The following is a 27,000-nucleotide window of genomic DNA, read 5'->3' on the forward strand; positions in this document are numbered from 1 at the left end:
CTCGAGGTGCTCAACGTCCGGGGACCGTTCAGTGTTCCAGTCTGTCGTGAAGGTCCCGTGAACGCGCGGCGAGCGGCTGCGGCGGACCTCAGGCGAGGGTCGCGTGCACGGCCCGCCGGACCAGCTCGCGGTCGTCCGCGCCCTCGTGCCGCCAGCGTCGCTGCTGCTGGGCGCCGTTCCCGCGGTCCAGCAGCGCCGCGAGGTGCTCGCGCACCCAGGCCAGGTCGCCGGTCGACTCGAGCGCCGGCGTGACGTGCGTCACGAGCTCGTCGACCACCGCGGCGGCCGGGGCGGGCCGGCCGGTCCCGGGGGAGAGCAGGTCGCCGCCGAGGCCGGAGCGCGCGGCGCGCCACGCCGCGACCCGCACCACCTCGGTGCGCGGCTGCGGCCCCGGCTCCGCGCCGTCCGCGAGCGCCGTCTCCGCCAGCCCGCGCACCAGGGCGGCGAGCAGCACCGCGTCCTGCGGGTCGAGGCAGACGTCCGCGACCCGCACCTCGACCGTCGGGTAGCGGGCCGACAGCCGGGCGTCGAAGTAGACCATCCCGGTGTCGAGGATGGTCCCGCTGGCGACGAGCTCGGCGACGGTGCGCCGGTAGGTGGCGGCGTCGCCGAACGGGGCGGTCGGGCCGGCGGTCGGCCAGCGGCCCCAGACCTGGGACCGGAAGCTCTGGTAGCCGGAGTCGTCGCCGTGCCAGAACGGGCTGTTCGCGCTGAGGGCCAGCAGCACGGGGTTCCACCGGCGCAGGTGGTCGACGACCCGCACGCCCTCGGTGTCGTCCGCGACCTCGACGTGCACGTGGCAGCCGGAGGTGAGCTGGTCGCGGGCGGTCTGCCCGAACTGCTGCGCGATGTCCTGCGCCCGGCGGTTCACCACGACGCTCGGGTCGGCGGGGCGGGGCGAGGTCGCCAGCGCGGCGATCCGGGCGCCGGCGTGCTGCGCGGAGGCGTCCGCCCGCCACCGCCCCGCGCGCACCTCCTCCAGCAGCGCCGGCAGGTCGGCGCACGGGTGGGTGGAGGTCTCGATCTGCTCCTGGGCGAACTCCTTCTCCAGGGAGCCGCCCGGCTGGTCGGGGTCGTCGTCCCCGTCCTGGGTGGACGCGTGCTGCAGCGCGGCCGCCGCCACCGCCCGGGGCGCGCCGTCCTCCGACACCAGCAGGAACTCTTCCTCGACACCGATCGTCCGCACGCACCGCAGTCTGACCGGCGGCGTCGCATCTGTCCTGCTGAGCGGGGTGGGCGGCGCCGCCCCGGCGCTCAGGGCCGCCGCCAGCCGTCCGCCTGGAGGTGCGAGCCCGCCATCGGGCCCATCCGGAGCATCCCGCCGTCGACGGCCCACGACGCCCCGGTCGTGTACCCGCCGTCGGGGGAGCACAGCAGCTCGACGACCGCGGCCACCTCGCGGGCGTCCCCGGGCCGGCGCAGCGGGATGCCCGGGCGCTCGTGGTCGCTGAGCACCGTCTCGTCCTCCTGGCCGGTCATGGGCGTGGCGATCTCGCCCGGCGCGACGGCGTTCACGGTGACGCCGTGCTCCGCGAGCTCCAGCGCCGCGACCTGCACCAGCAGGCCGAGCCCGCCCTTCGCGGCGCAGTAGGGGGCGGCACCGACCCGCGGGGCGTGCTCGTGGACGCTGGTGATCGCGACGATGCGGCCGCCCGCCCCCGCCGCGACGAGGTGCCGGGCGGCGGTCTGCAGGCAGAGGAACGCGCCGTCCAGGTCCACCGCCAGGACGTGCCGCCAGGTGGCGAAGTCGAGGTGGAGCAGCGGCGTGGCCGTCCCGGTCCCCGCGGCGAGCACCACCGCGTCGAGCCCGCCCATGGCGGCGACGGCCGCGTCGACCACCCCGGGCGCGTCCGTGGGCTCGGACAGGTCGAGGCGCAGCACGTGCGGCTCGGCGCCGCGCTCCCGCACCTCGTCGGCCGTGCGGCGGGCGCCGTCCTCGTCCTCGTGCCAGGTGATCGCGACGTGGCCGCCCGGGCGGGCCAGCCGGACGGCGCACGCCTTGCCGATGCCGGAGTCGGCGCCGGTGACGAGCACGCGGGTGGGGTCGGGCCGGGCGGTGGGGTCCTGGGCGCTCACGGTGCCTCCTGGGGCCGGTGCGGGTGCGGCCGCCGGGACCCGGGCCGCGCACCCCACGCTCGCGCGGGCGGGCCGGGCGCGCCACCGCTGGGGCCGCCGGCGCGGCTACGCTCGCTGACCATGGCCGCCTGGCAGACGCACCGCTCCACCACCGTGTACGAGAACCCGTGGATCCGGGTGCGGGAGGACGCGGTGACCCGGCCGGACGGCGGCGCCGGCATCTACGGCGTGGTCGAGGTCCGGCAGCCCGCGGTGTTCGTGGTGCCGGTGACCGCGGACGACGAGGTCGTGCTCGTCGAGCTCGAGCGCTACACCGTCGGCCGGATGTCGCTCGAGGTGCCCGCGGGCGGGTCGGACGGCGAGGACCTGCTGGTCGCCGCCCGGCGGGAGCTGCGCGAGGAGACCGGGCTGGAGTCGGACGACTGGCAGGCGCTCGGCGAGGTGTACTCGCTCAACGGGGTGTGCCGCGCGCCGGGACGGGTGTTCCTCGCGCGCGGGGTGCGGCCGGTGTCCGCGGGCGAGGGTCAGGCCGAGGAGGGGATCGTCGCGGTCCGTCGGGTGCCGTGGCCGGAGGTGCTGGACCTGGTGCGCACGGGGGCGATCACGGACGGCGAGTCGGTGGCCGCCCTGATGCACGCGGCGATCGCCGACGGCCGGGTGCGCTGATCCGGGCGCCCGCGCCGGTCGCCGCCGCGGGGCATGTTCCGGCGGCCGTCCGCGTTGTGCTGGACGATGGGGCGGCGATCCCGCCGCGCGACGCAGGAGGACGGACATGAGCCAGGACACCGCGGTCGACCTCGACGACCCGCGCACCCAGATCGAGGTGAGCGTGCTGCTCGCCAACGGGCGGCTCGCGGGGCGGCGGTTCGGGTCGCGCGCCGAGGCGGAGGCCTGGGCCCGGCCGGAGGACGGCGAGCAGGTCGTCGAGTACAACCTCGTCTGCGAGTGCGCCGTCTGACCGTGCCCGGGGAGCCGTTCGTCCCGCGCACCGACCCCGGGGTCCTCGCCGACCTGCGGGCGCGGCTGCGCGCGACCCGGTGGCCCGACGCCCCCGAGGACGCCGGCTGGGACGCCGGCACCGACCTCGCGTACCTGCGGGACCTCGTCGGGTACTGGGCCGAGGACTTCGACTGGGCCGCCCAGGAGGAGGCCGCCGCGCGGCTGCCGCGGGTCCGGGTGCGGCTGGGCGACCTCGCGGTGCACGCCGTGCACGCCCGCGCGGTCGCGCCCGAGGGCCCGGTGCTGCCGCTGGTGCTGTGCCACGGCTGGCCCGACTCGGCGTGGCGGTACGAGAAGGTCGTCCTGCTGCTGACCGACCCCGGAGCGCATGGCGCGGACCCCGCCGACGCGTTCGACGTCGTCGTCCCCGACATGCCGGGCTTCGGGTGGTCGGACAAGCCCGCCCGGGCGCGGGACTCCGTCGAGGTCGCGGGCCTCTGGGCCGACCTCATGTCCGCGCTCGGCTACGCGACGTTCGGCGCCGCGGGCGGCGACATCGGCAGCCATGTCAGCCGGTACCTGGCGCTGGACCATCCCGACCGCGTCGTGGCGGTGCACCGGATGGACGCCGGCATCCCGTACCACGCGGGTCCGCCCGCGGACCTCACCGACGAGGAGCGGGCCTGGTTCGCGGAGGTCGCCGCGTGGGGCGCGGCCGAGGGCGCGTACGGCGCGGTGCACCGCACGAAGCCGATGACGGCGGCCGTCGGGCTGACCGACTCGCCGGCGGGTCTCGCGGCGTGGATCGTCGAGAAGCTCCGCGCGTGGAGCGACGGCGGCGGCGACGTCGAGCGGGCGTTCACCCGGGACGAGGTCCTCACGAACGTCACGCGGTACTGGGTCACGGGGACGATCGGGTCCTCGATGCGGATGTACCGCGCGAACGCGGCGATCCCGCGCGACCAGCTGAGCCGCCGGGTGGAGGTGCCGTCGGGGTTCGCCCTGTTCGGCGGCGACATCCTGCGCCCGCCGCGCGCGTGGCTGGAGCGCACCTCGCACGTCGTCCGGGTGACCGAGCCGCCGCGCGGCGGGCACTTCGCGCCGGTCGAGCAGCCCGAGGCGTACGCCGCCGAGCTGCGGGAGTTCTTCCGGCCGTACCGCCCGGCGGCCTGACCCGGGCCCCGGTGTCGGAGGTCACCCCTACGCTCGCGGCATGGCACCGCTCCTCAGCGTCGACTGCGTGACCGTCAACAGCCGCGACCCCTGGGCGCTGGCGGGGTTCTGGGCCGCCCTCGTCGGCGGCACCCCGCGCGACGCGGGCAACCGGTTCGTGCTCGTGGACCCCGGGGAGGGTCGCACCCGCCTGCTGTTCCAGCAGGCCGACGAGGCCGCGGCGGCGCCCGGGTGGATCCACCTCGACTGCCGCACCGCGGACCGGGAGGCGACGATCGCGGAGGTCGAGCGGCTCGGCGGGCGCCTCGTCGACCGGCGCAGCGACAGCCACGGGGACTGGGTCGTCCTGGCCGACCCGGACGGGAACCCGTTCTGCTGCTGACCGGCCCGGTCAGCCCTCGTCGTCGCGGGCGGCCTCCACGAGCGCCGCGATCGAGCGCAGCAGGTCCAGCTCCGTCAGCAGCGCCTGCCGGCCCGCCGGGGTGATCCGGGCCCAGGTCCGCGTGCGGCGGCCGTCGTATCCGCGGCGCAGCGCGACCAGCCCGGAGCCGACCAGCACGTCGAGGTGCCGGCCGAGGTTGCCGTCGGTCAGGGCCAGCGCGCGTTTGAGGTAGCTGAAGTCCGCGTCCGTGCGCTCGGACAGCACCGCGAGGATGCCGAGGCGGGCCCGCTGGTGCACCGTCTCGTCCAGGCGGGACAGCGGGTGCGGCTCGGTCATCCGAGCGGCTCGGGGGACCCGGCGGGCGGGGGCAGCGGCACCGCGCGGCGCCGCTCGCGCGCGACGGCGGCGACGGTCAACCCGGCGAACGCCGCCGCGGTCAGGGCGAGCACCGCCGTGTCCGGATCCGGGAGCACGACCAGCGTGTTGGCCGCGCCGTTGAGGTGCACGAACGGGCCGACCCCGACGAGGACGATCCCGGGCACCCAGAGCGCGCGGTCCCGGCCTCGCCAGCCGAGCACGACCAGGCCGAGCCCCAGCAGCGCCTCCGCGCCCGCGAACATCGGCAGCAGGAACCCGACGGGCGTGACGACGAGCAGCACGGCCAGCGCGATCACGACGGCGCCGTAGCCGTCGGAGCCGGCACCGGCGCCGGTGACCGCCCGCTGCAGGCGCATCGCGAGGAACACCGCGGCGAACGTGACGAACGGCGTGAGGGTCTCGATCGGGGTCGGGTACAGGCGCGCGGCGTGGTGCCAGGTGAGGACGCCGAGGGCGACGGTCACGGCAGCGAGCGGGATCGAGCGGGCGTGGCGCGCGGCGCGCTCCCGCTCGAGGAGGCGGTCGAGGTAGGCCATGGCGGTTACTCTGCCAGACAGAGTGACCGCGTGGGGCGAGTCCGGGCGAGTCGCGGCGGCTAGGGTCGCGCGATGAGCGTCGACCCCGGCCCCGCCCTGCACGAGCGCGCCGTCGCGAGCGGCTTCAGCGGCGTCGTCCACGTCAGCCGCGGCGACGAGGTGCTGCTCGCCCGCGCCTACGGCTGGGCGGACCGCGCGCGCCGGCTCGCGGCCGAGGTCGACCAGCGGTTCGCCGTGGCCAGCGTCGCCAAGGGGTTCACGGCCCTGGTCATCGGGTCCCTCGTCGAAGAGGGCCGGCTCGGGTGGGACGACCCCGTGCGCCCGGTGCTCGGCGCCGACCTCCCGCTCGTGGACGACCGGGTGACGCTCGCCCACCTGCTGAGCCACACGTCCGGCATCGGCGACTACCTGGACGAGAGCGGCGACGGCGCCATCACCGACTACGTGCTCACCCTGCCGCCGCACGTCCTGGACGACACCGAGGCCTACCTGCCGATGCTCGACGGGCACCCGCAGGTCGCGGAGCCGGGCGCCGGGTTCGCCTACAGCAACAGCGGGTTCGTGCTGCTGGCGCTCGTCGCGCAGCGGGTGTCCGGGACGCCGTTCCCGGACCTGGTCGCCGAGCGGGTGCTCGCGCGTGCCGGGATGGAGCGCACCGGGTTCCCGCGCACCGACGAGCCCGCCGCCGACCTCGCCGTCGGGTACCTGGACGAGGACGGCCCGCGCACCAACGTGCTGCACCTGCCGGTGCGGGGGAGCGGCGACGGCGGGCTCGTGACCACGGCGGCCGACCTCGCGGCGTTCTGGCGCGCGCTGACGGCGCACCGCATCGTCTCCGCGGCGACGCTCGCGACGCTCACCGAGCCCGTGAGCACCGTCGAGGACGAGGGCATGCGGTACGGGCGCGGGTTCTGGCGGGGTCTCGAGTCCGACGACCTCGTGCTGGAGGGGTACGACGCCGGCGTCTCGGCCCGCACCCGGCACGACCCGCGGACGGGACTGACGGTCACCGTGATCGCCAACACGTCCGACGGCGCGTGGCCGGTCCTGCGCGAGCCGGCCGCCGGCTGAGCCGGGGGCTCAGGACCGCGCGTACCCCGGCCGCCCGCCGGTCACCCGGTACGTCTGGATCGTCACTCCGCGGGCCGTGGTCCGGGACCTCTCGAGCTCCAGGGCGGCGTCCGGCCCGGCGTCGGGGAACAGCCGGGTGCCCTGGCCGACGACGAGCGGGTGGACGACCAGGTCCATGCGGTCGACCAGGCCGCGGGCGAGCAGCCGCCGGACGAGGACGCCGCTGCCCGGCACCAGCAGCTCGCCGTCGGGGCCGTCCTTCAGGGCGCGGACCGCGGCCTCGACGCCGTCGAGCGAGACGTGGGTCGTCGTGGTCAGCCTCATGCCGGCACCCGCTGCGCGAGCAGGGCGGCCTCGTCGTCGGGGTCGAGGCCGGCGCGGCGGCGTCGACCGGCGCCGCGAGCGACCTCGTCGGCCAGGGTGCGGGCGATCGTGTCCTCGAGCGGGCGGACGGTCCCGCCGGCGGCCAGGTAGGCGGCGCCGTCCCGCCGGGCGAACCCGGTGGCGTCGGCCGGCAGCCACAGCGGCAGCGACCGCGGCCCCGCCCAGTACCGGACGTCGTGGTCGAGGAGCCACGCGTCGTCGGCCACCACCAGCTCGCCGTCGAACCCCGTCGCGGCCCGGACCGCCGCGAAGAACTCGTCCATCCGGTGCGGGCGGCCCACGGCGTTCACGCGGCCGGTCGCCCCGGCGGCCCCGGCGCGCGCGATCCACCCCGCCAGGTCGGCGACGTCGACCACCTGGACGTACCGGCCGGCCGCGTCCGGCACCAGGACCGCCCCACCGCGGTGCAGCCGCGCGGGCCAGTAGCCGAACCGGTCCGTCGGGTCGCCGGGTCCGACGATCAGGCCGGGACGGGCGATCAGCAGCCGGTCGCCCAGGTGGTCCGCGGACGCCCGCTCGGCGGCGACCTTGGCGTCCGGGTACGCGGTGAGGTCCCGCGGCTCGACCAGGTCGGCCGTCTCGTCGGCGCCGGGCTCGTCGTCGCGCCGGTAGACCGAGACCGTCGACACCAGCGTCCAGTGCGCGGCCCGTGGCGCGAGGGCGGCGAGCGCGGGGACGACCAGACCCGGAGCCGACGCCAGCTCGACCACCTCGTCCCAGTCGCCACCCAGCGCGTCGTACGCCCCGGGCGCCGTCCGGTCGGCGCGCGCGAGCGTCGCACCCGCCGGCACCGCGCCGGACTCGCCGCGCGCGACGCACACGACCTCCGCCCCGTCCGCGAGCGCCGCGCGTGCGACCTCCCGCCCGAGCCACCCCGTCCCGCCCAGCACCAGCACCCGTCGCATCCCGCCAGCCAACACCGTGCGGGCGGGGCGTGACCAGGGGTGCCGGCCCGCTCAGGCCAGGGTCTGCGTGAGCACCGAGCCGGCCCGCGCGTGCTCGACGGTGGCCAGCGCGCCGTTCACCAGCGCGAGGTGCGGCGGGACGTGCCCGCAGTCGACGTCGACCAGGACCGGCACGCCCAGGTCGCCGAGCGCGTGCCGGGCGGCGTCGTGCTGCGTGAGCCCGGGCGCGTCGGGCCCGGCGGTGCGGCCGATCAGCACGGCGTTGGCGTGCGCGAACCAGCCCGCGTACCGGAGGCCGAGCAGCCGGCGGGTGACGTCGGCGGCGTCCGTGCCCGCGGCCTCCAGGTAGACGATCGTGCCCTCGGGGGCGTGCGCGGCCGCGAACGCGCCGACGTCCCCGTAGGGCGTCCCGGCCAGGTGTGACATCGTCTCGAGGCAGCCGCCGACCAGCCGGCCGGTGGCGTGCACGTCGCCGCCGTCGCGTCCGCCGTCGTCGACCCGGGTCCACCCGCCGGGCGCGTCCAGGGCGTACTCGGTGACCCCGGCGTCGGCCGCGTAGTCGTCGAAGCCGCCCGACCGGTACCGCGGCGCCGCGCCCTGCACGAGCGTCGCCCCGGGCTCGGCGCGCACGACGTCGAGCCACGGCAGCATCGGCTCGGGCACCCGGTAGGGCGTGTCCATGAGGTTCTGCCCGTGCAGCGTCGCGACGCCGGTGCGCAGCGTGAGCGGCAGCAGCAGTGTGGAGACGTCCGAGTAGCCGACGAACCAGGTGGGGTCGGCTGCGAGCACGTCGAGGTCCAGGTGCGGCAGCAGGTCCAGCGCGATCTCCCCGCCCCACGGCGGCACGACGGCCCGGACGGCGGGGTCGGTCATCAGCCCGGTCAGCTCGGCGGCGCGCGCGGCCGGCGGCCCGCTGACGATCCCGGCGTGTCGCACGAGCGGTCCGAGCCGGACCCCCAGGCCCTGGTCGGTGAGGTGCCGCACGGCGACGTCGAGCCGCGCGGCGTGCCGGTCCTCGACGCCGGAGGACGGGGCGGCGACGCCGACGACGTCGCCCGGGACCAGGGGGCGCGGGTAGCGGATCACGGGTCGCAGTCTGGCAGGCGCGGGCCCGCGTCAGGAGGCGAGCGGTTCCCGCGCGCGGTCGGTGGACGCGTCGGCCGCGCTGATCTCCGCCCACACCGCGTCGAGGGACAGCCCCAGGACGTCGGCGATCGCGGCGATCGTGGGGAAGGCCGGCGTCGCGACCCGGCCGGACTCGATCTTGCGCAGCGTCTCCGGGGAGACGCCGGCGTCCAGCGCGGTGCGGAGCATCGACCGGGCGCCCCGGGCCTCCCGCAGGAGGGCGCCCAGGCGGCGGCCGCGCTCGACCTCGGCGGGGGACAGCGGCAGGCGGACCATGGGACCGATAGTAATACCGGGATAGCATGGCCGGGATAGTTATCGGATCCTGCGCGTGGAAGGCAGCAGATGATCGAGATCCTCGACCCGGCGGAGGTCCGCCGGGCCCGCGCCACCGGCGCCCTCGTGCACGACATCCTCGCGACCCTGCGGTCGCGCGCCGTCGTCGGGACCAACCTGCTGGACGTCGACCGCTGGGCGCGGGAGATGATCCTCGCCGCCGGGGCGCAGTCCTGCTACGTCGACTACGCGCCCTCGTTCGGGCGCGGGCCGTTCGGGCACCACATCTGCACGTCCGTCAACGACGCGGTGCTGCACGGGCTGCCGCACGACTACCGCCTCGCGGACGGCGACCTGCTGACCCTGGACCTGGCCGTGTCCCTGGACGGGATCGTCGCCGACTCCGCGGTCAGCTTCGTCGTCGGCACGGCGCGACCCGCCGGCGCGGAGGCGCTGATCGAGGCGACCGAGCGCGCGCTGGCGGACGGGATCGCCGCGGCCGGACCGGGCGTGCGGCTCGGGGACGTCTCGCACGCGATCGGCACCGTGCTCTCGGCGGCGGGGTACCCGATCAACACGGAGTTCGGCGGGCACGGCGTCGGGTCGACGATGCACCAGGACCCGCACGTCGCGAACACGGGCCGGGCGGGCCGGGGGTACACGCTGCGCCCCGGCCTGCTGCTGGCGCTCGAGCCGTGGGTGATGGCGGACACCGACGAGCTCGTCACCGACGCCGACGGCTGGACGCTCCGCAGCGCCACCGGGTGCCTCACCGCGCACAGCGAGCACACGATCGCGATCACCGAGGACGGGGCCGAGATCCTCACGTGAGCCGTGGGTGCGGCGGGCCTCTCCGGGTGCGCCGCCGGATCGGGCATGCTGGCCCGATGCGGCTCTACACCGTCCCCGAGCGGGACATCGAGGCCTTCGGCAGCACCGGCGTCGTCATGCGGTTCCTGCCGCCGGTCCTGACGGCGGGCTCGGACGACGCGACGGGTGTGCACGTGGCGGCCATCGCGGCGGGCGGGACGCTCGGGCGGCACCCGGCGGTGCGCCGGCAGGTGTTCGCCGTGCTCGCCGGGAGGGGGCTGGTGCAGACCGACGACGACCCGCCTGTCGAGGTCGGCGCCGGGACGCTCGTCGTGTGGGAGCCCGGGGAGGACCACCAGACCTGGGCGACGACGGACATGACCGCGGTCGTCGTGGAGACGACGGGGAGGCTGGACCTCGGGGAGCACTTCGTGCCCGTCGCCGCGGGCGCACCCGGGGCCGGCGCGTGACGGCGACCGGCGTCACCCCGCCCGTCGACCGCCGCGACCCGCCGCCCGCCGGTGACGAGGTGACGCTGCTCCGGGCGTTCCTCGCGTTCCACCGCGACACGCTGCGGCTCAAGACGTCCGGCGTGGACGACGCGGGCCTGCACCGGGCGCTGCCGCCCAGCACGATGACGCTCGGCTCGCTGCTCACCCACCTGGCGTTCGTCGAGGACTACTGGTGCGGCGTCGTCCTGCACGGCCGGGAGCCCGCCGCGCCGTGGGACGCGGTCGACTGGGACGCCGACCCGGACGCCGACTGGCACCTCGCGAGCGGGCGGGACGGCGTGGCGCTGCGCGGGGTGTTCGACGCCGCCGTCGCCGCGTCGGACGCCGCCGTGGACGCGGTGCTCGACGCCCCCGGTGGCGCCGGCCTGGACTCCCTGGCCGCGCGCGAGCGGCACGGGGAGCGCGTCAGCCTGCGCTGGATCCTCGTGCACCTCGTGGAGGAGTACGCGCGGCACAACGGGCACGCGGACGTGCTGCGGGAGGCGGTCGACGGCAGCACGGGGGAGTGACGCCGCGCGGGACGGGCCGGCAGAGGGCGTCGAGTCGGGCACGGCAGCACGCTCGGGGGTCGAGCGGGTCGAGGGTCAAGGCGACGCCCGCGCGGACAGGGTCGCCGCTAGGGTCGGCGCCATGGTGACGGAGCCGCGGCGACCCTGGTGGCAGGCGACCCGGACGCCCCTGGCGGGGTTCGCGATCGGGGCGTTCTGGATCACGTTCGGGCTGGTCAGGTGGTGGACGCGGGACGGCGACGTGACGCTCGACCTGGTGCTGTCGGTCGCGTTCGTGCTGCTGGGCGCGGCGTATGTCGCGAGCTCGGTGGCGCTGGTGCGCCGGGCGCGCGCACCGGAGACGGGACCGTCGGCCCGAGGCCACGGCCGGGCGGCGGCCGTCGCGGACTGCGTTCGTGGACGGGAGGCGTGGCCGGCGTCGTCGGCGGACGCCGATGCGGGTGACGCTCGCGATCCCGGCCCGCCAGCGGACTGGTACAGCGACGTATCGAGTTGAGACGAGTAGCCCAGGCGCAGCGGTGTGAGTTACCGACCGCGGCAAGCGCGACGCCCCCTTCGCCACGCCATTGCGCCGCTAGTAGCCCGTTCTACCTCAGGGCTTGCGTCGGCCAGATACCCAGTCGACGAAACCGAGCAGCTCCTGGGGCGGGGGACCTGGGCGCACCACGTGGAGCGTCTTACGCGTGACGCGGGTCAGGTCTCGCATATCGATCGTGCCCGCCTCGATGATGCGCAGCAGTTCGACGACGTCGCGGCCGCGGTGATCGACCGGGTCGTTCACCGCGGCCTTCCCGACCTTCTTTCAGGTTCTCTGAGGTTCTGAAGTGGCATTCTGCCGGGCTGATCTCGGGCGTTCCCGCGCGCCCTCCCCATCCCGCCGCGTCAGCCCGACGCAACAGGCCACGAGGTGCGTCGATCGTGGGGACTTCCGGATGTCACCGCGCGTCGGCGGGCCTCAGCGCCCGGATCCGAGGTCGTCAGCAGGGAGTTGCGCCGTCTCGTGAGGCGTCAGGTCGGGTGCAACCACCGGCAGCGCTCCGAGGCCGATCGAGTCGAGCACCTCGTGCAGGCGGGTCTTGAGCTCCCGTTCGGCGTCGGCCTTGCCCTGCAGGTAGGCGAGCTGTGCTGCTGCTCCGACTGCTGCGCCGGTGCTGCGGTACGACCCCCAGATCTCCTCCTCGGCGAACGTCCCGCTGTGGAGGCGGACGACCTCGACGTACTCACCTCGCTGACGACCCGTCCAGTACGTGTGGTCGGCGGTGTAGTCACGCCAGCCTGGCCCCTGCATCGTGGACACTTCGCACCATCCTCATCGGGTTTCGTCGTACGCGTCGCGCTCCCCACGGGACGGTAACCGACGCACTCGGGACAGACCTGAGCGGCTGTCGCGGCCTTACTGGCGTGATCGAGCTGGACATCGGCCCCCGGTAGTAGCTCGCAGCAGATGAAGTCGCTCCGGGACACCCAGTGCGGGGCGACGCGGTGGCGGTTCAGCAATCGTCGCCGGGGCCCCGCACGCGCAGGGCGGCGGCGTCGAGCCGCGAGCCGGCGCCGCATGCGCGGCTGCGTAGCACCAACGCGCTGTTCCACCGGCCCCGTAGCGACCCTCGTGCGCTCCGTGCATGTCGGGAGGCCGGACGCGCGTCCCGGACCCGTTCCACCCCCGGTACCGACGACGCGGCCCCGGCAGACCTGACCCTGGCCGTCCGGGCGAGGTGGACCGCTCGTCACTCGGTGCGGGGCGAGGTGTTGATGTCGTCCGGGTCGGGCCCAGGGCTGGTCGGCGGCGCGGCAGGTGTACCAGGGTCGTCGGCGTCGCGGTCGGCATCGGTCGGGGAGTCGTAGGACGGGTTGATGTCGTCGAGGTTCGCTCCCGGGCTCGCCGAGGGCGCGGGTACCGCGTCCGACGATCCGTCGCGGCGTGCGGGGTGCGGCACAGGCGTGGTCGCGCTCACTGTGCTGGGTCCTCTCCGACCCTGAGGGCCAGGCGTTGGATCGACCAGGGGTTGTCAGGCAACGTGGGTCACCGCGACGAGCGGTACTGCGCAGCCAGTGGGCACTGGAAGGGGTCGGTGGCGGCGATCCCGACCTTGTTGAGGTGGCGGATGACGATCCCGTAGGACCCGTGCAGGCTCGTCTCGGTGTACGCAATCCCGTGCTCGGAGCAGAACGCGCGCACGGTCGGCCGCAGCCGGCGCAGGTTCGGACGCGGCATGCTCGGGAACAGGTGGTGCTCGATCTGGTAGTTCAGGCCACCCATGAACGTGTCGATGACCCGGTTGCCGCGGATGTTGCGACTCATGAGCACCTGCCGGCGCAGGAAGTCGATCCGCGCGTCACGCGGAACCAGCGGCATACCCTTGTGGTTGGGCGCGAACACAGCCCCCATGTACAGACCGAACAGCCCCAGCTGCACCCCCAGGAACGCGAACGCCATCCCGACCGGCAGCATCCAGAACACCAGCGCCAGGTACCCGCCCAGGCGCAGCGTGATGAACACGATCTCTACGGGGCGGCGCTTGACCGGCCCGCGACCGAAGATCGTCTTCACCCCGGACACGTGCAGGTTCAGGCCCTCGAGCAGCAGGACGGGGAAGAACAACCAGCCCTGGCGTCGGGTCAGCCACCCCGTGAGGCCGGTGCGAGCCGCCGCCAGCTCCTCGGTGTGGAACACGATGACGTCGGTCGCGATGTCGGGGTCCGCGGCGACCTGGTTCGGCTTGGCGTGATGACGGGAGTGCTTGTGCTGCCACCAGCCGTAGCTCATCCCCGCGTACAGGTTCGCGATGATCAGGCTCGACCAGTCGTTCCAGCGCCCCGACTCGAAGATCTGGCGGTGGGCGGCGTCATGCCCCAGGAACATCACCTGCCCCAGCACCGCGGCCAGGACAGCGGCGGTGACCAGCTGCCACCACGAGGGGCCCACGGCGACGAACGTCACGACCGTGGCCGCCAGCAGGGCGGTGAGCACCAGGAACCGCGTCCAGTAGTACCCGTGGCGGCGGCGCATGAGCCCGGACTCCTGCACCTGGCGGCTCAGGTCGGTGAACTCGCTGACCTGCCGCTCCCGTGCCGGCCGGACCGGCGCCCTCCCGGTCGGGGCTGACGTGCGGGTGTCCACGGTGGCCTACTCGAACGTGATCGCCGACACCGCGGCATGCACCGTGGCGGTGCGGCGGCGCTCATCCTGTACGTGCACCTCGGCGGCCGCCGCACGTTCGTCACCGACTCGGCGCAGCTCGCGCCCCAGCTCCTGGAGCATGTCGTTCAGCGCACGGGCCAGCCCGTCGCGGAGCTGCTCGAGCGTGGTGCCCTCGACGAGCAGACGCCGGTCGGACACGACCAGGTGCAGACCGGGGCCCCCGCCGAACTCCTCGGCGATGCGGGCCGCGGTGCGCGGATCCTCGATGTGCTGACGTTCGTGCGGGCTCACGCGGCGCGAGAAGACCAGCGGGACCGTGTACGAGGCGGGCTGGGCGGCCGTGCCGAGCTCAACAGGGAGGCCGGGCTCGAGCACGGACACCACACGCAGGAAGTCACCCGCGGTGTCGTCGGTCCGGGCGGTGGAGGAGACGGGCGAGAGTGCGGTCATGGCAGGACCTCGGTCCGGTGGTTGGGCGGCGAACGCACGGCGTCGCCGACGTGCTCAGAGCGCGAGACGCTGCTCGCTGTTGCGCAGACGGCGGCGCAGCTGCCCGATCCGCAGGCCGCCGACGAGCAGGACCACCAGGGCCACCCCCAACGCCGCGATCAGCAGGATCACGGCCAGCGGAGCCGTGCCCGTCATGCCGAGGAAGGACACCGTCACGGATTCGGTGTTCTGCAGCATGAACACGACCAGCGCGACCATGATGAGCACCCCGACCGCGATGCCGAACCACGCGGCGCTCGTCCGGGTCCCCGAGCCGCGCTGACGCACATCGTCCTGGGGGTCGCGGATCTCGGGCAGCACCGGCTCACGGCCACGCTGCGGGCGAGAGCGGGAGACTGGCTGGACGGGCATGACGCCCTCCGATGCTGGATCCGGGTCGTCGCCTCACTGGGAGGTCCTCGACACCGGGCTGCTCCGAGTCTACGCCTCCCGGCCCCAGGCCGCCGCGCGTCGCCGATCCAGGGCGACCCGGTTGCTGACGTTGCGCGTGTCACCCTCTCCTCGGTCTGCCGTTCCATCTCGACGGTCTCGACCAGCGCTCGCGTGGGATCGTCGCGGTCATCCCCGAACCATCCGACCAGGTCCGCGACCCGTCGACGCCGTGGGGCGGCTGGCGGCAGGCCGCCGGCTTTCGACCCGGTCGGTTCCGGCGGTCGCAACGTCGTCGAACGCGCCTTCGCTCACCTCGAGCAGTGCCGCGGACTGGCCACTCGCTACTTCAAGCGCGCCGTCGTCTACCGCGGCGCGGCCGTCATCCGGGCGGTACTCCTCTGCCTGAACGCTCAGGAGACACGCCCTGGATCACCCGGGCGTAGCATGGTGAGTGCCCGGCAGCGATCTCACCTCTTGGCGGATGTCGTCCCGGATCTTTCTCGGAGGGCGCCATGCCCGTCCCGCCTGCCGTTCGCATCCTTCCTCGGACCATGGAGCAGCGCCATGAAGCCGGGGCGTCACCCTCGGTGCGCGGTGATCTGGGCACCGCGCCGCTGCGGCTGGTCTCGGTCCTGGCGGCCGGATTGCCGATCACGCTCGGAACGCCGGAAGCTCCGCGGTCGTACACCGTGCCTGCAGTGTTCTCCCGTCGGGTCAGTGCCGACGAGCGGGCGGTGATCGAGAGCCCACAGAGTGCTCGGATGCTCGCTGCGGCCGGCTTCCCGTGGGTGACGCTCGCGGTCTCAGACCGGCGACTGCTGGTCGGTGGTACGTCCGTCGAGCAGTTGGGTTCCGGGCTTGCGCACGAGCTCGCTGTCATGCTGCGGGGCATCGGTCACCGGCTGGACGCCGAGCGCGCGCAGCGGCAGCCTGGCGCACGAGTCCTGACCTCGGCCGAGGAGCCCCGGGCTGCCGGTGTCCAGCACCTCGTCGATGCGATCGCGTTCGAGTGACCACGACCCCGGCCGGCGGTGACCGCGGCCCTGCGCGCTGGGCGCCTGCGCAGGATGCGGAGCTGGATGCCCTGCTGCGTGCATGGGCACGCGGCATCGATGCTCTCGAGGCCGCGACCGAACTGTTGATCCGTGCGGGTCTAGCGGGACCGGCACGCCCGTGGGTGTGCCGCGCACCAGCGCGTGAGGACAGGCCGGCCGGTGCGTGGATCGACTTCGCGGCCGTCTCCGCGTACATGGGGCTGGTGTCGCCCTCCGAACGGCGGGTGCTGCTGTTCGCCGCGTCGCTGTCCGACGTCGACGCGGCGCCGGCTGTGCGCCTGGGCGACCTCACACGGGTGGGGCCGCGACGGTTGGAGCTCCTGGCCGCGGCCGTAGCGCACGCCGGTGGACGACGCGATGCCTGGCGGGATCGAGCACGCGCAGGCGGGTGAGGCTGCCGCGGTGTCGGCGGGAAGGCCGTCTCTGAGCCGGAGGGCTCAGCGGGCCGAACGGAACTCGTCGGTGACCGGGCGCCGGAACGGGCCTGTGGCCAGGGCCCCGACCCGGTTGAGGGGCCGCACGACAATCGCGTAGGACTCGAGCAGCGAGGCCTCCGTGTAGGCGATGCCCCGCTCGTCGCAGAACGCGCGCCTCTCACCTGGTTGGTACTCGCCCTCCTTGAACGCCGATAATGGACGTTATGACAAAACGTAGTCTGTGTATTGCATCTGATGTAACACGCGACCGGCACCACCCCTCCCCGTTACGCGAGCCGAATCGCCTTCTGACCAGGGCGAACGCGGTGGAAGTGCCACGGGAGCCCAGCGCATGCAGGCACCGCGCTGCGATCGGCGCGCCGGCGCCAAGGCGCTGACCTGCAGGTCTTGCCACGGTGTTACATCCGATGCAACGATGATTCATCTGATGTAACCACTCCGGGAGGGTTGCGTGGCGGTCGACGAAGCCGGACGCGTGCGGGTTCTGACGAGCGTCCACACCCTCCATCCAGAGGATCAAGCCGTCGAGGACATGCTGCTCGGCTGGCGCAACCAGCAGCTGTCCCGGAACCTCCAGTTCGCGACGATCGACCAGAGGCTGCGTTACGTGCGCCGGTTCATCGAGTCGGTCAACGAGTTCCCCTGGCGGTGGACCCCGCTGCTCGTCGAGGAGTACTTCGGGGATCTGCGTTCGGTGCGGCACCTGAGCAACGCGACGATCCGCGCGCACCAGGCGGCGTTGCGGCACTTCACGTCGTACATCTCCAACCCTGACTACGGCTGGGACGTCGAGTGCGAGCGGCTCTTCGGTGAGCACCCTGCGCAGGTGTTCTTCGACTGGAACACCGCGCCGCACGTCCAGGAGTTCGAGGGCGGGCCGTCCAAGCGGCCGTTCACGCGCGACGAGCTGCAGCGGCTGTTCGACTATGCCGACTGGGAGGTCGAGCGCGTTGCCACGTCCCGAGTTCGCGGCTGGCAGGCCGCCTATCGGGACGCGACGATGCTCAAGGTCGCGTACTCGTTCGGCCTGCGGTTCAACGAGCTGCGCCACCTCCAGCTGGTCGACTTCGCGCGGAACCCGCACGCGCCGGAGTTCGGCAAGTACGGCGTCTGCAAGGTCCGGTTCGGCAAGTCCCGGCGAGCCTCTCCCCCGAAGCCTCGCGCGGTGCTCACCGTCTTCTCCTGGACCCCCGAGGTCATCCAGGACTGGCTGAGCAACGGGCGCGGCTCGCACGACACGCTCGACGTGTTCCCCAACGAGAGCGGCGCGCTGGTCTCCGAGCCGACCCTGCTGCGCCGGCTCCGCCGCTACTGCGAGATCCTGGACTTCCCCACCGGGCTGGACCTGCACTCCCTGCGCCGGTCCTACGCCACGCACCTGCTGGAAGACGGGTGGGATCCGCTGTTCGTCCAGGCGCAGATGGGCCACGAGCACGCCTCGACCACCGGTATCTACACGTTCGTCAGCTCCTCGTTCCGGACCTCTACCCTGCGACAAGCGCTCGATCGGACCGTCCGGGACGCGCTGGAGGGACGGCCATGAAGCGCGACGTCGACTACACCTGGCGACTGCCCGAGCTGATGGCCGCCCGCGGCCTGCACAACACCACCGAGCTGGTCCCCCTGCTCGCCGAGCGCGGGATCGAGCTGTCGCGCGTGCAGGTCTACCGCCTGGTCAACCAGCGGCCCGAGCGGGTGTCCCTGCAGCTGCTCGCAGCGCTGTGCGACGTCTTCCAGTGCGAGGTGAGCGACCTGGTCACGGTCACCGCCGCGGACGCGCGAGCTCGACGCAAGGCCGCCACCGCCGGGGAGAACGTGGTCGCGCTCGACCGCTCGGCCCGGCCACGACGCGCGCGCGTGATCGACGATGAGTGAACCGCTCGAGGGCCTCACGCCGCGGAACACCACCCGCGGCCGCCCCCGGACAGTCGGCAACGTGCCCTGCGCGCGCTGTGGGCGGATGGCAGCGCGGGTGCGAGCCACCTGGCCCGAGGGCCGCATCTGCAACAGCTGCTTCTACGAAGCGACTCGCCTTCACGGCATCTGTGCCGGCTGCGGCTCCGAACGCCTGCTCCCAGGCCTTCGCGCCGACGGGGCGCGGCTGTGCGCGCCCTGCGCCGAGATCCCCTTCGACTTCACCTGCGCCGGCTGCGGCGTCGAGGGAGAAGTGAGTCGAGCTCGGTTATGCGCACGGTGCCTGCTACGCCAGGAGCTCGACGAGCTGATCGTCCGCGACGCGGCGGACCCAGCGGCCATGAGCCGGATCGCCGAGGCGCTCTGCGCCGCACGACGGCCCGAGAGCATCCGCACCTGGAAACGGTCGGCGAAGGTGCAGGCACTGCTCACAGGCTTGGCCTCGGGAGCTGTGCCCCTTAGCCACGAGGGGCTGGACGCCCACGAGCCCGGACTGCACGTCGAGCACCTTCGCGCGCTGCTTCAGAACCGAGGGATCCTCCCGGACCGTGAGCAGTACCTCGCTCGGTTCGAGTCCTGGATCGCGCGCAAGCTCGCCCCGTTGCCGACGCCGATCGCCCAGCCCGTCGAGCAGTTCGCGACGTGGCACCACCTGCGACGCATCCGCGCAATGCCCGCCGACGACCGCACGCTCCGCGGCCCGGTGCATCACTCCAAGCAAGAGATCACCGAAACCATCAAGTTCCTCACCTGGCTCGATGCCACCCACGGCCGGACCCTGTCCACCTGCCGACAAGGTGATGTCGACGCTTACCTGCAGGCTGGCCCGAGCACCCGATACTTCATTCGCACCTTCATGGTGTTCGCCCGACGCCACCGACTGAGCCCGCCTGGAAGTCCCGTTCCGGACGCCGCGCTCACGGCCCGCCATCACCCAGGAGCAGCGCACCGCCTGGATCGGCGAGCTGCTCGTCGGCACCAGCGAGTCGCTGCCCTACCGCACCGCGGGCATGTTGCTGCTTCTGCTCGCACAACCCCTCGTCAAGGTCGTCGCGCTGCGCGTGGACGCGGTGCACGACTCCCCCGCCGGCATGACCATCGAACTCGGCACGCCGCCCACTCCCCTGCCCGAACCGTTCGCCGGGCTGGTCCGCGCGCACCTCAGCAACCGACCCAACCTCGCCACCGGCAACACCGAGAGCCCGTGGATGTTCCCTAGCACTCGCGCCGGCCGCCACCTGCTCCCCCAGACAGTGATGACGCGCCTACGAGAACTCGGCATCAACCTGCAGGGGGCTCGCAACAGAGCCCTGGACGAGCTCGTCACGGAGCTTCCGCCGTCCGTCGTCGCCGACGCCCTCGGGTACAGCCACGCCATCGCATTCGCCCATCAGGAAGCCGCCGGCGGCACATGGGCTCGCTATGCCGGCCGACAAGCAGTCGCACCGCGTGCGGCACCGCCGTACACGATCTGAGTCACTCAACGCGCGGCTCTTGCAGCCGCCGGTAGAGCGGCTCATCGATCAGCTCGTCGACCAACAGCAGCCCCACTTCCTGGCGGAGTTCTCGTGCGTCGACACCGTGCCGGGCACGCCAATGAGTGAGCTGCGAGCACAACTGGTCCTCAGATAGCTCGCCCACCGCGTAACGCTCGCCGAGCTCGCGCACCGACGCCCCGTCGAACCCCGCCGGGACCGCGATGTTGACCGCGCCGTCAGCCACCCAAGGGAGTTCCGCATCCGGCTGAACCTCGGCGTCCGGGACCAGTTCAGCGAGATCGGCTCCTGCTTCGAGCGCCGCGACTACCGCACGCGCGTGGTCGAGCGCGGCCAAGCGCCAGCGCAGGTGCGCCACCCGAACACGATGCAGCACGACCTCGGTCGGATCCATGGGCACCGAGCGTCGCAGTACAGTCGGAGCTAAGCAACGCTGCCCCCTCCCCCGGTCAACGGGCGACAGGGTGGCGGGTCCCAGGCCAGGGCGCGCTGCGCCCGCTGCTGCGGCAGCCTGGGGCTGCTTCATGAAACGCCGGGTGCGCTTACCCGGCGGTTATCTCCGTCGACTCGATAGCGATCTCGGTGTCGTCGAACTGGCAGTCGATGATGTCGTCGATGTGAAACGGGACCCGTTCGCCAGGGTGCAAGTAGACGTAGATCGGCCAGTTCTCGAGTGTGCCGACCAACAGATCGCCCCGGCGCTCCGTGACCTTGACCCACATCCTCTCGCCAGGGAACTTGTCGACCGACCACATCAGCTTGACGAGATCACCCGGACGGACGTCAGACTTTGCCTCGCCGTCTGGCACCTCGAACGACTCGGGATACTGCAGATGGCGCTCAAGACCTGACTCCAGCTTGGCGCGGTGCCAGACGTGGCGCCCCCAGTACCACTCCAATCGCGGAGTCAGCCCGATCCGAACCGCGACTTCGAGCTGCTCAGCGACCCAGAACGGCCGCTCCCACCGGGGTACCTCATAGAGTTCAGATTGCAGTTCCCGCCGGCGATCGATATCCGGGATCAGGCGCACAATCGCTGCAAGCGCGATCCCTGGCGCGAACCCAAAGATCAACACGGCGAGAGCGAGTGCGGTGAGCGCGCCTGTAGCTCCGATGATCTCCCCGATCACGCGATCGCCACCTTCATCGACCGGAACCGCGGCTGGTTTGCTGCTCGGGCGACGACCGCGCCGAGCTCTCTACGTCCATCATCAGTAAGGGTGTAGTAGCGGCGCGACGGTCGCTTCTGCCCTTCGACCCTCTCTTCCCAGTGGTCGTCCAGCCAGCCCTCGCCCATCATCCGATCCAGCTGCGGATACAGGACTCCCGATCGCACGCCCGAGCGCTTGGAGAGTGCGTACCCCCACACGCGTCCTTCGTCCTCGCGGTCCATCTCTAGGAGCGCGAGCGCCACGAGCACGAGCGAGTGCGTCACCTTCATAGGTCTAACTCTACATAGGTCGGACCGCACGCTCAAGGCATCTGCATCCCCCTCGAGACGGCGGCTGGTTCCACGTCTCGGCATAGGTGTCCGCCCGGACATGGTGCGGGTCAGGCCCCCGGCACGTGCGTGCAGTACTCACCGGTGCGCGCGGGTCGGCGTCACCCAGTACTTGCCGTGCTTCCGCACGGTGCTGCTCCGGTCGGCGGGCGGCACCAGTGTGCGGCTGCGACTGTGCTCGCACCGCGGCTGACGCGCACTCTGGGCTGATCGGGGTTGTAAGCGGCCTCATGCCAGACCTCAGCGAGGTAGTGGTCGCCTTGAACTCGGCTGCACCTCCAGCAGGAGAAGGCGACGTATGTCCTCCCTGCTTCCTTCGACACACGCGATGACAGGTGCGCCATTGCGGGCCACCGCAGCGCATTGATGCGATGCGCGACCGCCGCGCGGATGTCGCGCGCCTGTTCCGGCTTGGCCTGTGCATTATCCACTGGGCGCTCAGCGGCGGCGTCGACCCAGCGACCACATACGCCGACCGTCTGCTCGCCTACTGCGCGCCACAGCGTCATCCGAACGCCGCAGCTCCAGCATGATCGCCGTGCCAAGACGACCGTCGAGGTCCGCTCTCCGACGATGCGCGGCCGCAGCGCGACCCTTCCCGAGAGAAGATCGGCCACTGCTTCGCCGAGAGTGCAAGTCCGGTCGAGCTGCACGGTGAACTGCTGCTGATCCGTTTGGGTGAGTCGGGCTTGCGGCGCGCGCGGGTCGGGGACTGCGAGGGGATCGAGGTCCCATTCGTTTCGCGGCGCAAGGGGGTAGCGGGTCAACCACAGTACGCGGCAGCCGTCCGCTGTCCGCCGCGTGCTTCGGGTTCGGTAGTCGGTGTCCTCTTCGCGGGAGAGCTGGACCTCGAAGTTCAGTCGCATGCCGGCGGGGGACGTGGCCAGGACGTCGGCTTGGTAGCCGGGACCGGGCACCTCAGGCTGCGCTTGCCAGCCAGCAGCGCGCGCGGCGACGATGATGAGTGCCTTGACCTGCATGTGCGCCACGGACTCGTTGGCGTGCGCGTCGCAGCCGCCCGCGCCAGGCGCGTGAGCGAAGTGCCGCAGTCCTCGGTGAGAGGTACGCAAGTACGCGGCGGAGGAGCAGTCGCGGAATCGCAGAGCGCCCCCGCGGGACTTCATCCGCAGCGCATCCCACTCGTCGTCGTCAAGGTCGATCGACACGACGCGAATGAACCGCCCCGGGTTCAGTGGAGGCTCGGTTCTTTGGTTTCCAGCGTCGTGGACGCCGTGATCTGACGGTAGTGGGCGGCCTCGTGCTCGCTCGGTGGGATGTCGCCGAGCTCGGTGTGCAGGCGCCGGTTGTTGAACCAGTCGACCCACTCCAGGGTCGCGATCTCGACGTCATCCAGCGTCCGCCAGGGCCCCCGGCGACGGATGAGCTCGGTCTTGAACAGGCCGATGGTGGACTCGGCCAGGGCGTTGTCGTAGGCGTCGCCGACGGTCCCGATCGAGGCCCGCATGCCGAGCGCGGCGAGCCGCTCGGTCAGCGCCAGGCTGACGTATTGCGACCCTGCATCGGTGTGATGGATGAGCCCGGTCAGGTCGGTAACGCCGGCGCGGCCGCGAGACCACACGGCCATCTCCAGGGTGTCGGTGACCAGGTCGGCGCGCATCGTGGTGTCGGCCTTCCAGCCGACGATCATGCGTGAGTAGACGTCGATGATGAACGCGACGTAGCTGAAGCCGGCCCACGTCCGGACGTAGGTGAAGTCCGCGACCCACAGCTGGTTCGGGGCGGTCGCGGTGAACGCGCGGTTGACCAGGTCCCCGGCGCGGCAACCGTCCTTGCCCGGGATCGTGGTGCGCCTGGCCCGGCCGCGGACGGCTCCGTGCAGGTCAGCGGCGCGCATCAAGCGTTCGACCCGGCAGCGCCCGATCGGGTGGCCCAGGCGGTGCAGGTGCTTCCACATCTTGCGCGCCCCGTAGACCCCGTAGTTCCCCGCGTGCTCAGCGGTGATCACCTCGGTCAGCTCGGCGTCGCCGACAGACCGCGCCGAGGCTGGACGTGTCTTGGCCGCGTAGTAGGTGCTCGGGGCGACCTGCAGCTCCCTGCAGATCGGCTCGACCCCGAACTGGCCCTTGTGGCCGTCGATGTACTCCACGATCACCGTTGTGGGCGGTCGAGCTCCGCCGCGAAGAAAGCCGACGCCGACCTCAAGATCGCGTTGGATCGGCGCAGCTCACGGTTCTCCCGCTCGAGCTCGGCCAGCCGCTGCGCGTCCGACGTGCTCGTCCCGGGTCGATCGCCGGCGTCGACCTCGGCCTGGGTGACCCAGTTCCGCAACGTCTCGGGATTGATCCCGAGCTGGTCACCGATCCGGCGCAGCGCCCCGACCCGCGTCGCGGGGTCACGCCGCGCATCGACGGCCATCCTGATCGCTCGCTCCCGAAGCTCCTCCGGGTACTTCCTCGGTGCTGCCATGACTCTCATCCTCCGTGGATTGAGAGCCTCTACGGAAGCCGGGGCGGTTCACGAACGCCGTCGAGTTCGGCCACCAGAGGCACGGGACATCCCCCTCTCGAGGCGAGGGTAGGTACCTGGAGAGGGCACGCGCAGGCAGGTATCCCTCAGATGGCCTATCCCCAAGTGGCAGCCACCCTGTAGCGCAGTGGTGTTGGGCCGCGTGTCTTCACCTCGCGCGACGCCGGCATCGGTGGCGTTGCGATCAGCATCATCTAGTCGCTGACTCCACTCTGGCCATGGCAACCGCTGTCGGGCTCTACGCTGCTGGGGGCCGGAGCGGAGGAGCGGGTGTGAAGTACGAGCTGTTCGATTATCAGGAGACTGCCGTCGCGGCGGTCTCCAAGCACCTCACCCGCGCAACCCGCGATCACGACGAGGATCCCGACGAGCGGGCCGCCGTCGTGCTCGCCGCACCGACCGGCGCGGGCAAGACCGTCATCGCGACCGGGGTCATCGAGGCGTCTCTGGACGGGGACGAGGCGACCCCGGGAGTCGAGGATGCGACGTTCCTGTGGGTCACCGACGACCCGTCGCTGAACCGGCAGACGCTGCAGAAGATGCTCGACTCCTCCTCGGACATCAAGCTCAACCGGTTAACGATCATCGAGAGCGACTTCGATGAGGAGGTCTTCGCCCCCGGGCGCGTCTACTTCCTCAACATCCAGAAACTGGGCGCCAACGCGACGCTGTCGAGGTCGCGCGTCGACGGGCGCAACTACTCGCTGTGGGAGACGATCGCGAACACGATCGTCCAGCGCCCGCACGGCTTCGTCGTCGTGGTCGACGAGGCCCACCGGGGCACCACGACAGCCGCTGCGTCCGGCCGCAACCGCGAGACGATCGTCAGCCAGATCATCGGCGGCGGCGCGACCGCTCGCCCCGCGGCACCCGTAGTGTGGGGCATCTCCGCGACACCGCGGCGGTTTCTCGGCGCGATGGCCGAGGCCGGCCGGACTACGAAGCAGCACACCGTGCAGATCGAGGACGTGCGCGCCTCGGGACTCCTCAAGGAGCAGATCGTCCTGGGCCACACCCAGGGCATCGACGCCGCCGAGCCGGCCCTCGTCCGGTTCGCCGTCCAGCGCGTGCGGCTGTACGACCAGAAGTGGGCCGCGTACACCGCGGCGACCGGTGAGCCGACCGTCCATCCCGCGCTGGTCATCCAGGTGGCCGACAAGCCGACGCCGGCCGAGCTCGGCACGCTGATCAGCACGGTGCTCGAGGAGTGGCCCGGCATCGGCCCCGAGGCCGTCGTGCACACCTTCGCCGACCACACCGCGGTGAGCGCAGGCAGCTACGAGATCCCCTGGTGCCCGCCCGAGGACATCCAGGACCGCACCGAGATCCGCGTCGTGCTGTGCAAGACGGCGATCACGACCGGGTGGGACTGCCCGCGCGCCGAGGTCCTGCTCTCGTTCCGCGTGGCCCGCGACCTCGACCTCATCACGCAGGTGATGGGGCGCATGGTGCGCACCCCCCTCGCGCGGCGCATCGACACCGACCAGGACCTCAACGCCGTCCACTGCATCCTGCCGAAGTTCGACAAGGCCGCCGTCGAGGCGATCGCCGAACGGTTCCGCGTCGGCGACGACGAGACCCTCGCGAGCGGCACCGCCGTCATCGTCGACGCTGTCGAGCTCGGGCGGAACCCCAACCTCGCCCCGGCACCCGCTTCAGCCCACGACGCCGCGCCTCGAACCACCTCGGCCGTGGCTCCGGCGTCAGACGACTTCGACCTGGCGTCGATCGACGAGACGAGCGCGCCCCCCACCTCACCGACCGAGGTCGCACAGCCGGCAGTGTCGAGCTCGACGAGCTCGGGCAGCGACGAGCCGATCGAGGCCGGAGGGCTGTTCGCGGCCGACGCGACCCCGGTGCACGATCTCAGCGCCGCGGCGTCGACGTCGGTGTTCGACGTGATCGCCGCGCTTCCGTCCTACACGATTCCGCGGCGCACGCTGCGCTCGCCCATCGACCGGCTCACCCAGATGGCGATCCTGCTCGCCGGCGAGCATGACGGCGTGACGATCGACTCGAAGGCGCCGATCAAGGCCCGGGCGGCGCTGCTCTCAGTGGTCGACGAGCGCCGGACGGTGCTCGAGGACTCCGGCGAACTCGACGAGCTCGTGCGCGGCGCCGGCGTCACCCGGCTCTTCGAGCGCACCGTCGGCTTCGCCAACCCAACCTCCGTCAGTACCGACACCAGCTCCGAGCTCGTGCTCGACGCCCGCGGCGTGCAGATCCTGATGAAGCGCGCTGAGGCGCTACTCCCGCAAGGTCTAGCGAACGCGTACGTCAAGCGTCTGGCCGACCGCGACGACCAGATCCGCCAGGCGCAGCTGACCACCATCGCTCTGGCCGGCGATCCCAGCCTGCCGACCGCATTGAAGAACCGCGCCTCGCACATCGTCGAGCAGTGGTTCAAGGACTACGGCGGCGCGATCACCCGGCTCCCCGCGCCCGAGCAGGAGCGGTTCGACCGCATCAAGCGCGAGTCGGACCGGCCCCTGCTGACCACGATCACCCTGCCCAGCAGCAAGACCGAGAGCTCCGCCGGCACTGCGTGGGAGCGGCACATCCTGTCCGACGCCGCCGGGCTGTACCGCACCGAGTTGCAGGGCTGGGAGGAGCACGTGCTGCGCACCGAGCTCGCCGCCGGTGCCGTGGCCTGGTACCGCAACCCGTCGACCGGCCGGCACTCGCTGCAGATCCCGTACACGACCACCGGTGGCATCAACGGGCTGGCTCCGGACTTCGTCTTCGTCGACCATGTCGCCGGCCAGCTGGTCGCCTCGCTCGTCGACCCGCACGGCACGCACCTTGCCGACGCCGTCGACAAGCTCAAGGGGCTCGCCGCCTACGCCACCACCCACGCCGACGCGTACCACCGGATCCAGTCCGTCGCGCTCGTCGACGAGCACTACCTCCTGCTCAACCATAAGGACCCGCTGATCCGCGACGCCATCGCGGCCTTCGACGGCACCGACTCGCGTGACCTCTTCCGCGCGTACGGGACGAGGTACTGACC

General features: G+C 72.5%; 35 protein-coding genes, 1 pseudogene and 1 other annotated feature. Of the genes and pseudogenes, 16 read left to right on the forward strand and 20 right to left on the reverse strand.

All coding sequences use genetic code 11. The features are described 5' to 3' along the window. Nucleotides 1-88 precede the first annotated feature (88 nt). Together HNR08_RS19000 and HNR08_RS19005 are read right to left on the reverse strand one after the other, a co-directional pair. Complete coding sequence (locus tag HNR08_RS19000) at nt 89-1,186, reverse strand: carboxylate-amine ligase (protein ID WP_246803087.1); 1,098 nt, start codon at nt 1,184-1,186, stop codon at nt 89-91. 68 nt (nt 1,187-1,254) lie between these two features. Continuing rightward, complete coding sequence (locus HNR08_RS19005; protein ID WP_146838392.1) at nt 1,255-2,076, reverse strand: SDR family oxidoreductase; 822 nt, start codon at nt 2,074-2,076, stop codon at nt 1,255-1,257. A 120-nt stretch (nt 2,077-2,196) separates the two neighbouring features. Between HNR08_RS19005 and HNR08_RS19010 the strand changes: the two genes are divergently transcribed. From HNR08_RS19010 to HNR08_RS19020, 4 genes are all read left to right on the forward strand, one after another. Further along, on the forward strand, nt 2,197-2,742 hold the full coding sequence (locus HNR08_RS19010) for an NUDIX domain-containing protein (RefSeq protein ID WP_146838394.1): 546 nt from the start codon (nt 2,197-2,199) through the stop codon (nt 2,740-2,742). Between the two features lie 106 nt (nt 2,743-2,848). Then, nucleotides 2,849-3,034 (forward strand): hypothetical protein, encoded by a 186-nt coding sequence (locus HNR08_RS22020; protein ID WP_216447764.1) that lies wholly within the window; start codon nt 2,849-2,851, stop codon nt 3,032-3,034. Beyond that, nucleotides 3,022-4,188: an epoxide hydrolase family protein gene (locus HNR08_RS19015; RefSeq protein WP_222596021.1), complete on the forward strand. Its 1,167-nt coding sequence runs from the start codon at nt 3,022-3,024 to the stop codon at nt 4,186-4,188. Before HNR08_RS22020 ends, HNR08_RS19015 begins: the two co-directional genes overlap by 13 nt. 40 nt (nt 4,189-4,228) lie before the next feature. Beyond that, the gene (locus tag HNR08_RS19020; protein ID WP_146838398.1) at nt 4,229-4,570 is read left to right on the forward strand and encodes a VOC family protein; all 342 of its coding nucleotides are present in this window, start codon (nt 4,229-4,231) and stop codon (nt 4,568-4,570) included. Nucleotides 4,571-4,579: 9 nt separating this feature from the next. Here HNR08_RS19020 and HNR08_RS19025 read toward each other — a convergent pair whose 3' ends face one another. Continuing rightward, entirely contained in the window at nt 4,580-4,906 is a 327-nt protein-coding gene (locus HNR08_RS19025) for a transcriptional regulator (protein ID WP_146838400.1), read from the reverse strand. Beyond that, nucleotides 4,903-5,484 (reverse strand): hypothetical protein, encoded by a 582-nt coding sequence (locus HNR08_RS19030; protein WP_146838402.1) that lies wholly within the window; start codon nt 5,482-5,484, stop codon nt 4,903-4,905. The genes HNR08_RS19025 and HNR08_RS19030 overlap by 4 nt, the downstream gene beginning before the upstream one ends. 72 nt (nt 5,485-5,556) lie before the next feature. On the opposite strand from HNR08_RS19030, the gene HNR08_RS19035 reads away from it, so the two are divergent. Then, a complete protein-coding gene (locus HNR08_RS19035; protein ID WP_146838404.1) occupies nt 5,557-6,555 on the forward strand; it encodes a serine hydrolase domain-containing protein in 999 nt (332 codons plus the stop codon). A 9-nt stretch (nt 6,556-6,564) separates the two neighbouring features. Here HNR08_RS19035 and HNR08_RS19040 read toward each other — a convergent pair whose 3' ends face one another. From HNR08_RS19040 to HNR08_RS19055, 4 genes are read right to left on the reverse strand one after another with little or no spacing between them, the layout of a single operon-like run. Continuing rightward, nucleotides 6,565-6,879, reverse strand: coding sequence for a dihydrofolate reductase family protein (locus HNR08_RS19040; RefSeq protein ID WP_146838406.1), 315 nt, complete (start codon nt 6,877-6,879; stop codon nt 6,565-6,567). Beyond that, nucleotides 6,876-7,844 (reverse strand): NAD-dependent epimerase/dehydratase family protein, encoded by a 969-nt coding sequence (locus HNR08_RS19045; RefSeq protein ID WP_146838408.1) that lies wholly within the window; start codon nt 7,842-7,844, stop codon nt 6,876-6,878. The genes HNR08_RS19040 and HNR08_RS19045 overlap by 4 nt, the downstream gene beginning before the upstream one ends. A gap of 51 nt (nt 7,845-7,895) precedes the next feature. Next, nucleotides 7,896-8,930: a S66 family peptidase gene (locus HNR08_RS19050; RefSeq protein WP_146838410.1), complete on the reverse strand. Its 1,035-nt coding sequence runs from the start codon at nt 8,928-8,930 to the stop codon at nt 7,896-7,898. A gap of 30 nt (nt 8,931-8,960) precedes the next feature. Beyond that, complete coding sequence (locus HNR08_RS19055) at nt 8,961-9,245, reverse strand: helix-turn-helix transcriptional regulator (RefSeq protein WP_146838412.1); 285 nt, start codon at nt 9,243-9,245, stop codon at nt 8,961-8,963. Nucleotides 9,246-9,314: 69 nt separating this feature from the next. Between HNR08_RS19055 and map the strand changes: the two genes are divergently transcribed. The 4 genes from map (at nt 9,315) to HNR08_RS19075 (ending at nt 11,572) form a co-directional block, all read left to right on the forward strand. Beyond that, the gene (map, locus tag HNR08_RS19060) at nt 9,315-10,076 is read left to right on the forward strand and encodes a type I methionyl aminopeptidase (protein ID WP_146838414.1); all 762 of its coding nucleotides are present in this window, start codon (nt 9,315-9,317) and stop codon (nt 10,074-10,076) included. Between the two features lie 56 nt (nt 10,077-10,132). After that, nucleotides 10,133-10,525: a cupin domain-containing protein gene (locus tag HNR08_RS19065; RefSeq protein ID WP_146838416.1), complete on the forward strand. Its 393-nt coding sequence runs from the start codon at nt 10,133-10,135 to the stop codon at nt 10,523-10,525. Beyond that, nucleotides 10,522-11,076 (forward strand): mycothiol transferase, encoded by a 555-nt coding sequence (locus tag HNR08_RS19070; RefSeq protein WP_146838418.1) that lies wholly within the window; start codon nt 10,522-10,524, stop codon nt 11,074-11,076. Before HNR08_RS19065 ends, HNR08_RS19070 begins: the two co-directional genes overlap by 4 nt. 121 nt (nt 11,077-11,197) lie before the next feature. Continuing rightward, complete coding sequence (locus tag HNR08_RS19075) at nt 11,198-11,572, forward strand: hypothetical protein (protein ID WP_146838420.1); 375 nt, start codon at nt 11,198-11,200, stop codon at nt 11,570-11,572. A 96-nt stretch (nt 11,573-11,668) separates the two neighbouring features. Here the strand turns inward: HNR08_RS19075 and HNR08_RS19080 are convergent, their stop codons facing one another. The 6 genes from HNR08_RS19080 to HNR08_RS19105 all read right to left on the reverse strand — a co-directional run bounded on the left by HNR08_RS19080 (nt 11,669) and on the right by HNR08_RS19105 (nt 15,028). Further along, a complete protein-coding gene (locus HNR08_RS19080) occupies nt 11,669-11,857 on the reverse strand; it encodes a hypothetical protein (protein WP_146838422.1) in 189 nt (62 codons plus the stop codon). A 174-nt stretch (nt 11,858-12,031) separates the two neighbouring features. Continuing rightward, nucleotides 12,032-12,373, reverse strand: coding sequence for a hypothetical protein (locus tag HNR08_RS19085; protein ID WP_146838424.1), 342 nt, complete (start codon nt 12,371-12,373; stop codon nt 12,032-12,034). Nucleotides 12,374-12,803: 430 nt separating this feature from the next. Then, nucleotides 12,804-13,031, reverse strand: a complete 228-nt coding sequence (locus HNR08_RS19090) for a hypothetical protein (RefSeq protein WP_146838426.1) — start codon at nt 13,029-13,031, stop codon at nt 12,804-12,806. Nucleotides 13,032-13,099: 68 nt separating this feature from the next. Next, nucleotides 13,100-14,197, reverse strand: coding sequence for a fatty acid desaturase family protein (locus HNR08_RS19095; RefSeq protein ID WP_371862385.1), 1,098 nt, complete (start codon nt 14,195-14,197; stop codon nt 13,100-13,102). A gap of 6 nt (nt 14,198-14,203) precedes the next feature. Continuing rightward, a complete protein-coding gene (locus HNR08_RS19100) occupies nt 14,204-14,668 on the reverse strand; it encodes a hypothetical protein (RefSeq protein ID WP_146838428.1) in 465 nt (154 codons plus the stop codon). Between the two features lie 54 nt (nt 14,669-14,722). Beyond that, nucleotides 14,723-15,028 carry a LapA family protein gene (locus tag HNR08_RS19105; protein WP_183835211.1) on the reverse strand — a complete coding sequence of 102 codons (306 nt, stop codon included), beginning with the start codon at nt 15,026-15,028 and terminating at the stop codon, nt 14,723-14,725. 236 nt (nt 15,029-15,264) lie between these two features. Here HNR08_RS19105 and HNR08_RS22025 point away from each other — a divergent pair. From HNR08_RS22025 to HNR08_RS19130, 5 genes and pseudogenes are all read left to right on the forward strand, one after another. Further along, a pseudogene (locus tag HNR08_RS22025) lies at nt 15,265-15,496 on the forward strand (IS5/IS1182 family transposase); the annotation flags it as partial. Between the two features lie 155 nt (nt 15,497-15,651). Beyond that, nucleotides 15,652-16,113: a hypothetical protein gene (locus HNR08_RS21340; RefSeq protein WP_221286385.1), complete on the forward strand. Its 462-nt coding sequence runs from the start codon at nt 15,652-15,654 to the stop codon at nt 16,111-16,113. Continuing rightward, nucleotides 16,110-16,547: a hypothetical protein gene (locus HNR08_RS19120; RefSeq protein ID WP_146838432.1), complete on the forward strand. Its 438-nt coding sequence runs from the start codon at nt 16,110-16,112 to the stop codon at nt 16,545-16,547. Before HNR08_RS21340 ends, HNR08_RS19120 begins: the two co-directional genes overlap by 4 nt. Before the next feature lie 496 nt (nt 16,548-17,043). Beyond that, a complete protein-coding gene (locus HNR08_RS19125; protein WP_146838434.1) occupies nt 17,044-18,135 on the forward strand; it encodes a tyrosine-type recombinase/integrase in 1,092 nt (363 codons plus the stop codon). Further along, nucleotides 18,132-18,467 (forward strand): helix-turn-helix domain-containing protein, encoded by a 336-nt coding sequence (locus HNR08_RS19130; RefSeq protein ID WP_146838436.1) that lies wholly within the window; start codon nt 18,132-18,134, stop codon nt 18,465-18,467. The genes HNR08_RS19125 and HNR08_RS19130 overlap by 4 nt, the downstream gene beginning before the upstream one ends. A 325-nt stretch (nt 18,468-18,792) precedes the next feature. Here the strand turns inward: HNR08_RS19130 and HNR08_RS22030 are convergent, their stop codons facing one another. Then, on the reverse strand, nt 18,793-19,275 hold the full coding sequence (locus HNR08_RS22030; protein WP_246803088.1) for a hypothetical protein: 483 nt from the start codon (nt 19,273-19,275) through the stop codon (nt 18,793-18,795). A gap of 241 nt (nt 19,276-19,516) precedes the next feature. On the opposite strand from HNR08_RS22030, the gene HNR08_RS22035 reads away from it, so the two are divergent. Beyond that, complete coding sequence (locus HNR08_RS22035; RefSeq protein ID WP_246803089.1) at nt 19,517-19,981, forward strand: hypothetical protein; 465 nt, start codon at nt 19,517-19,519, stop codon at nt 19,979-19,981. A gap of 1 nt (nt 19,982) precedes the next feature. Here HNR08_RS22035 and HNR08_RS19140 read toward each other — a convergent pair whose 3' ends face one another. The 5 genes from HNR08_RS19140 to HNR08_RS19160 form a co-directional block, all read right to left on the reverse strand. Then, the gene (locus HNR08_RS19140) at nt 19,983-20,396 is read right to left on the reverse strand and encodes a hypothetical protein (RefSeq protein WP_146838438.1); all 414 of its coding nucleotides are present in this window, start codon (nt 20,394-20,396) and stop codon (nt 19,983-19,985) included. A gap of 148 nt (nt 20,397-20,544) precedes the next feature. Next, nucleotides 20,545-21,132, reverse strand: a complete 588-nt coding sequence (locus HNR08_RS22040; protein WP_246803308.1) for a hypothetical protein — start codon at nt 21,130-21,132, stop codon at nt 20,545-20,547. Next, nucleotides 21,129-21,443: a helix-turn-helix transcriptional regulator gene (locus HNR08_RS19150; RefSeq protein WP_146840925.1), complete on the reverse strand. Its 315-nt coding sequence runs from the start codon at nt 21,441-21,443 to the stop codon at nt 21,129-21,131. Before HNR08_RS19150 ends, HNR08_RS22040 begins: the two co-directional genes overlap by 4 nt. Nucleotides 21,444-21,604: 161 nt before the next feature. Next, complete coding sequence (locus tag HNR08_RS19155; RefSeq protein ID WP_183835217.1) at nt 21,605-22,669, reverse strand: competence protein CoiA family protein; 1,065 nt, start codon at nt 22,667-22,669, stop codon at nt 21,605-21,607. Between the two features lie 23 nt (nt 22,670-22,692). After that, nucleotides 22,693-23,930, reverse strand: a protein-coding gene (locus HNR08_RS19160) for an IS3 family transposase (RefSeq protein WP_246803297.1) whose coding sequence is annotated in 2 segments (ribosomal slippage) — nt 22,693-23,651 and nt 23,651-23,930 — 1,239 coding nt in all. Because the reading frame shifts where the segments join, the coding sequence is not laid out codon by codon here. Continuing rightward, nucleotides 23,539-23,652 (reverse strand) — a sequence feature (AL1L pseudoknot). Its footprint overlaps the gene before it by 114 nt. Nucleotides 23,931-24,262: 332 nt before the next feature. On the opposite strand from HNR08_RS19160, the gene HNR08_RS19165 reads away from it, so the two are divergent. Next, on the forward strand, nt 24,263-26,998 hold the full coding sequence (locus tag HNR08_RS19165) for a DEAD/DEAH box helicase (protein ID WP_183835219.1): 2,736 nt from the start codon (nt 24,263-24,265) through the stop codon (nt 26,996-26,998). Nucleotides 26,999-27,000: the final 2 nt, after the last annotated feature.

This window comes from Cellulomonas hominis, from assembly GCF_014201095.1.
Lineage (GTDB): Bacteria > Actinomycetota > Actinomycetes > Actinomycetales > Cellulomonadaceae > Cellulomonas > Cellulomonas hominis.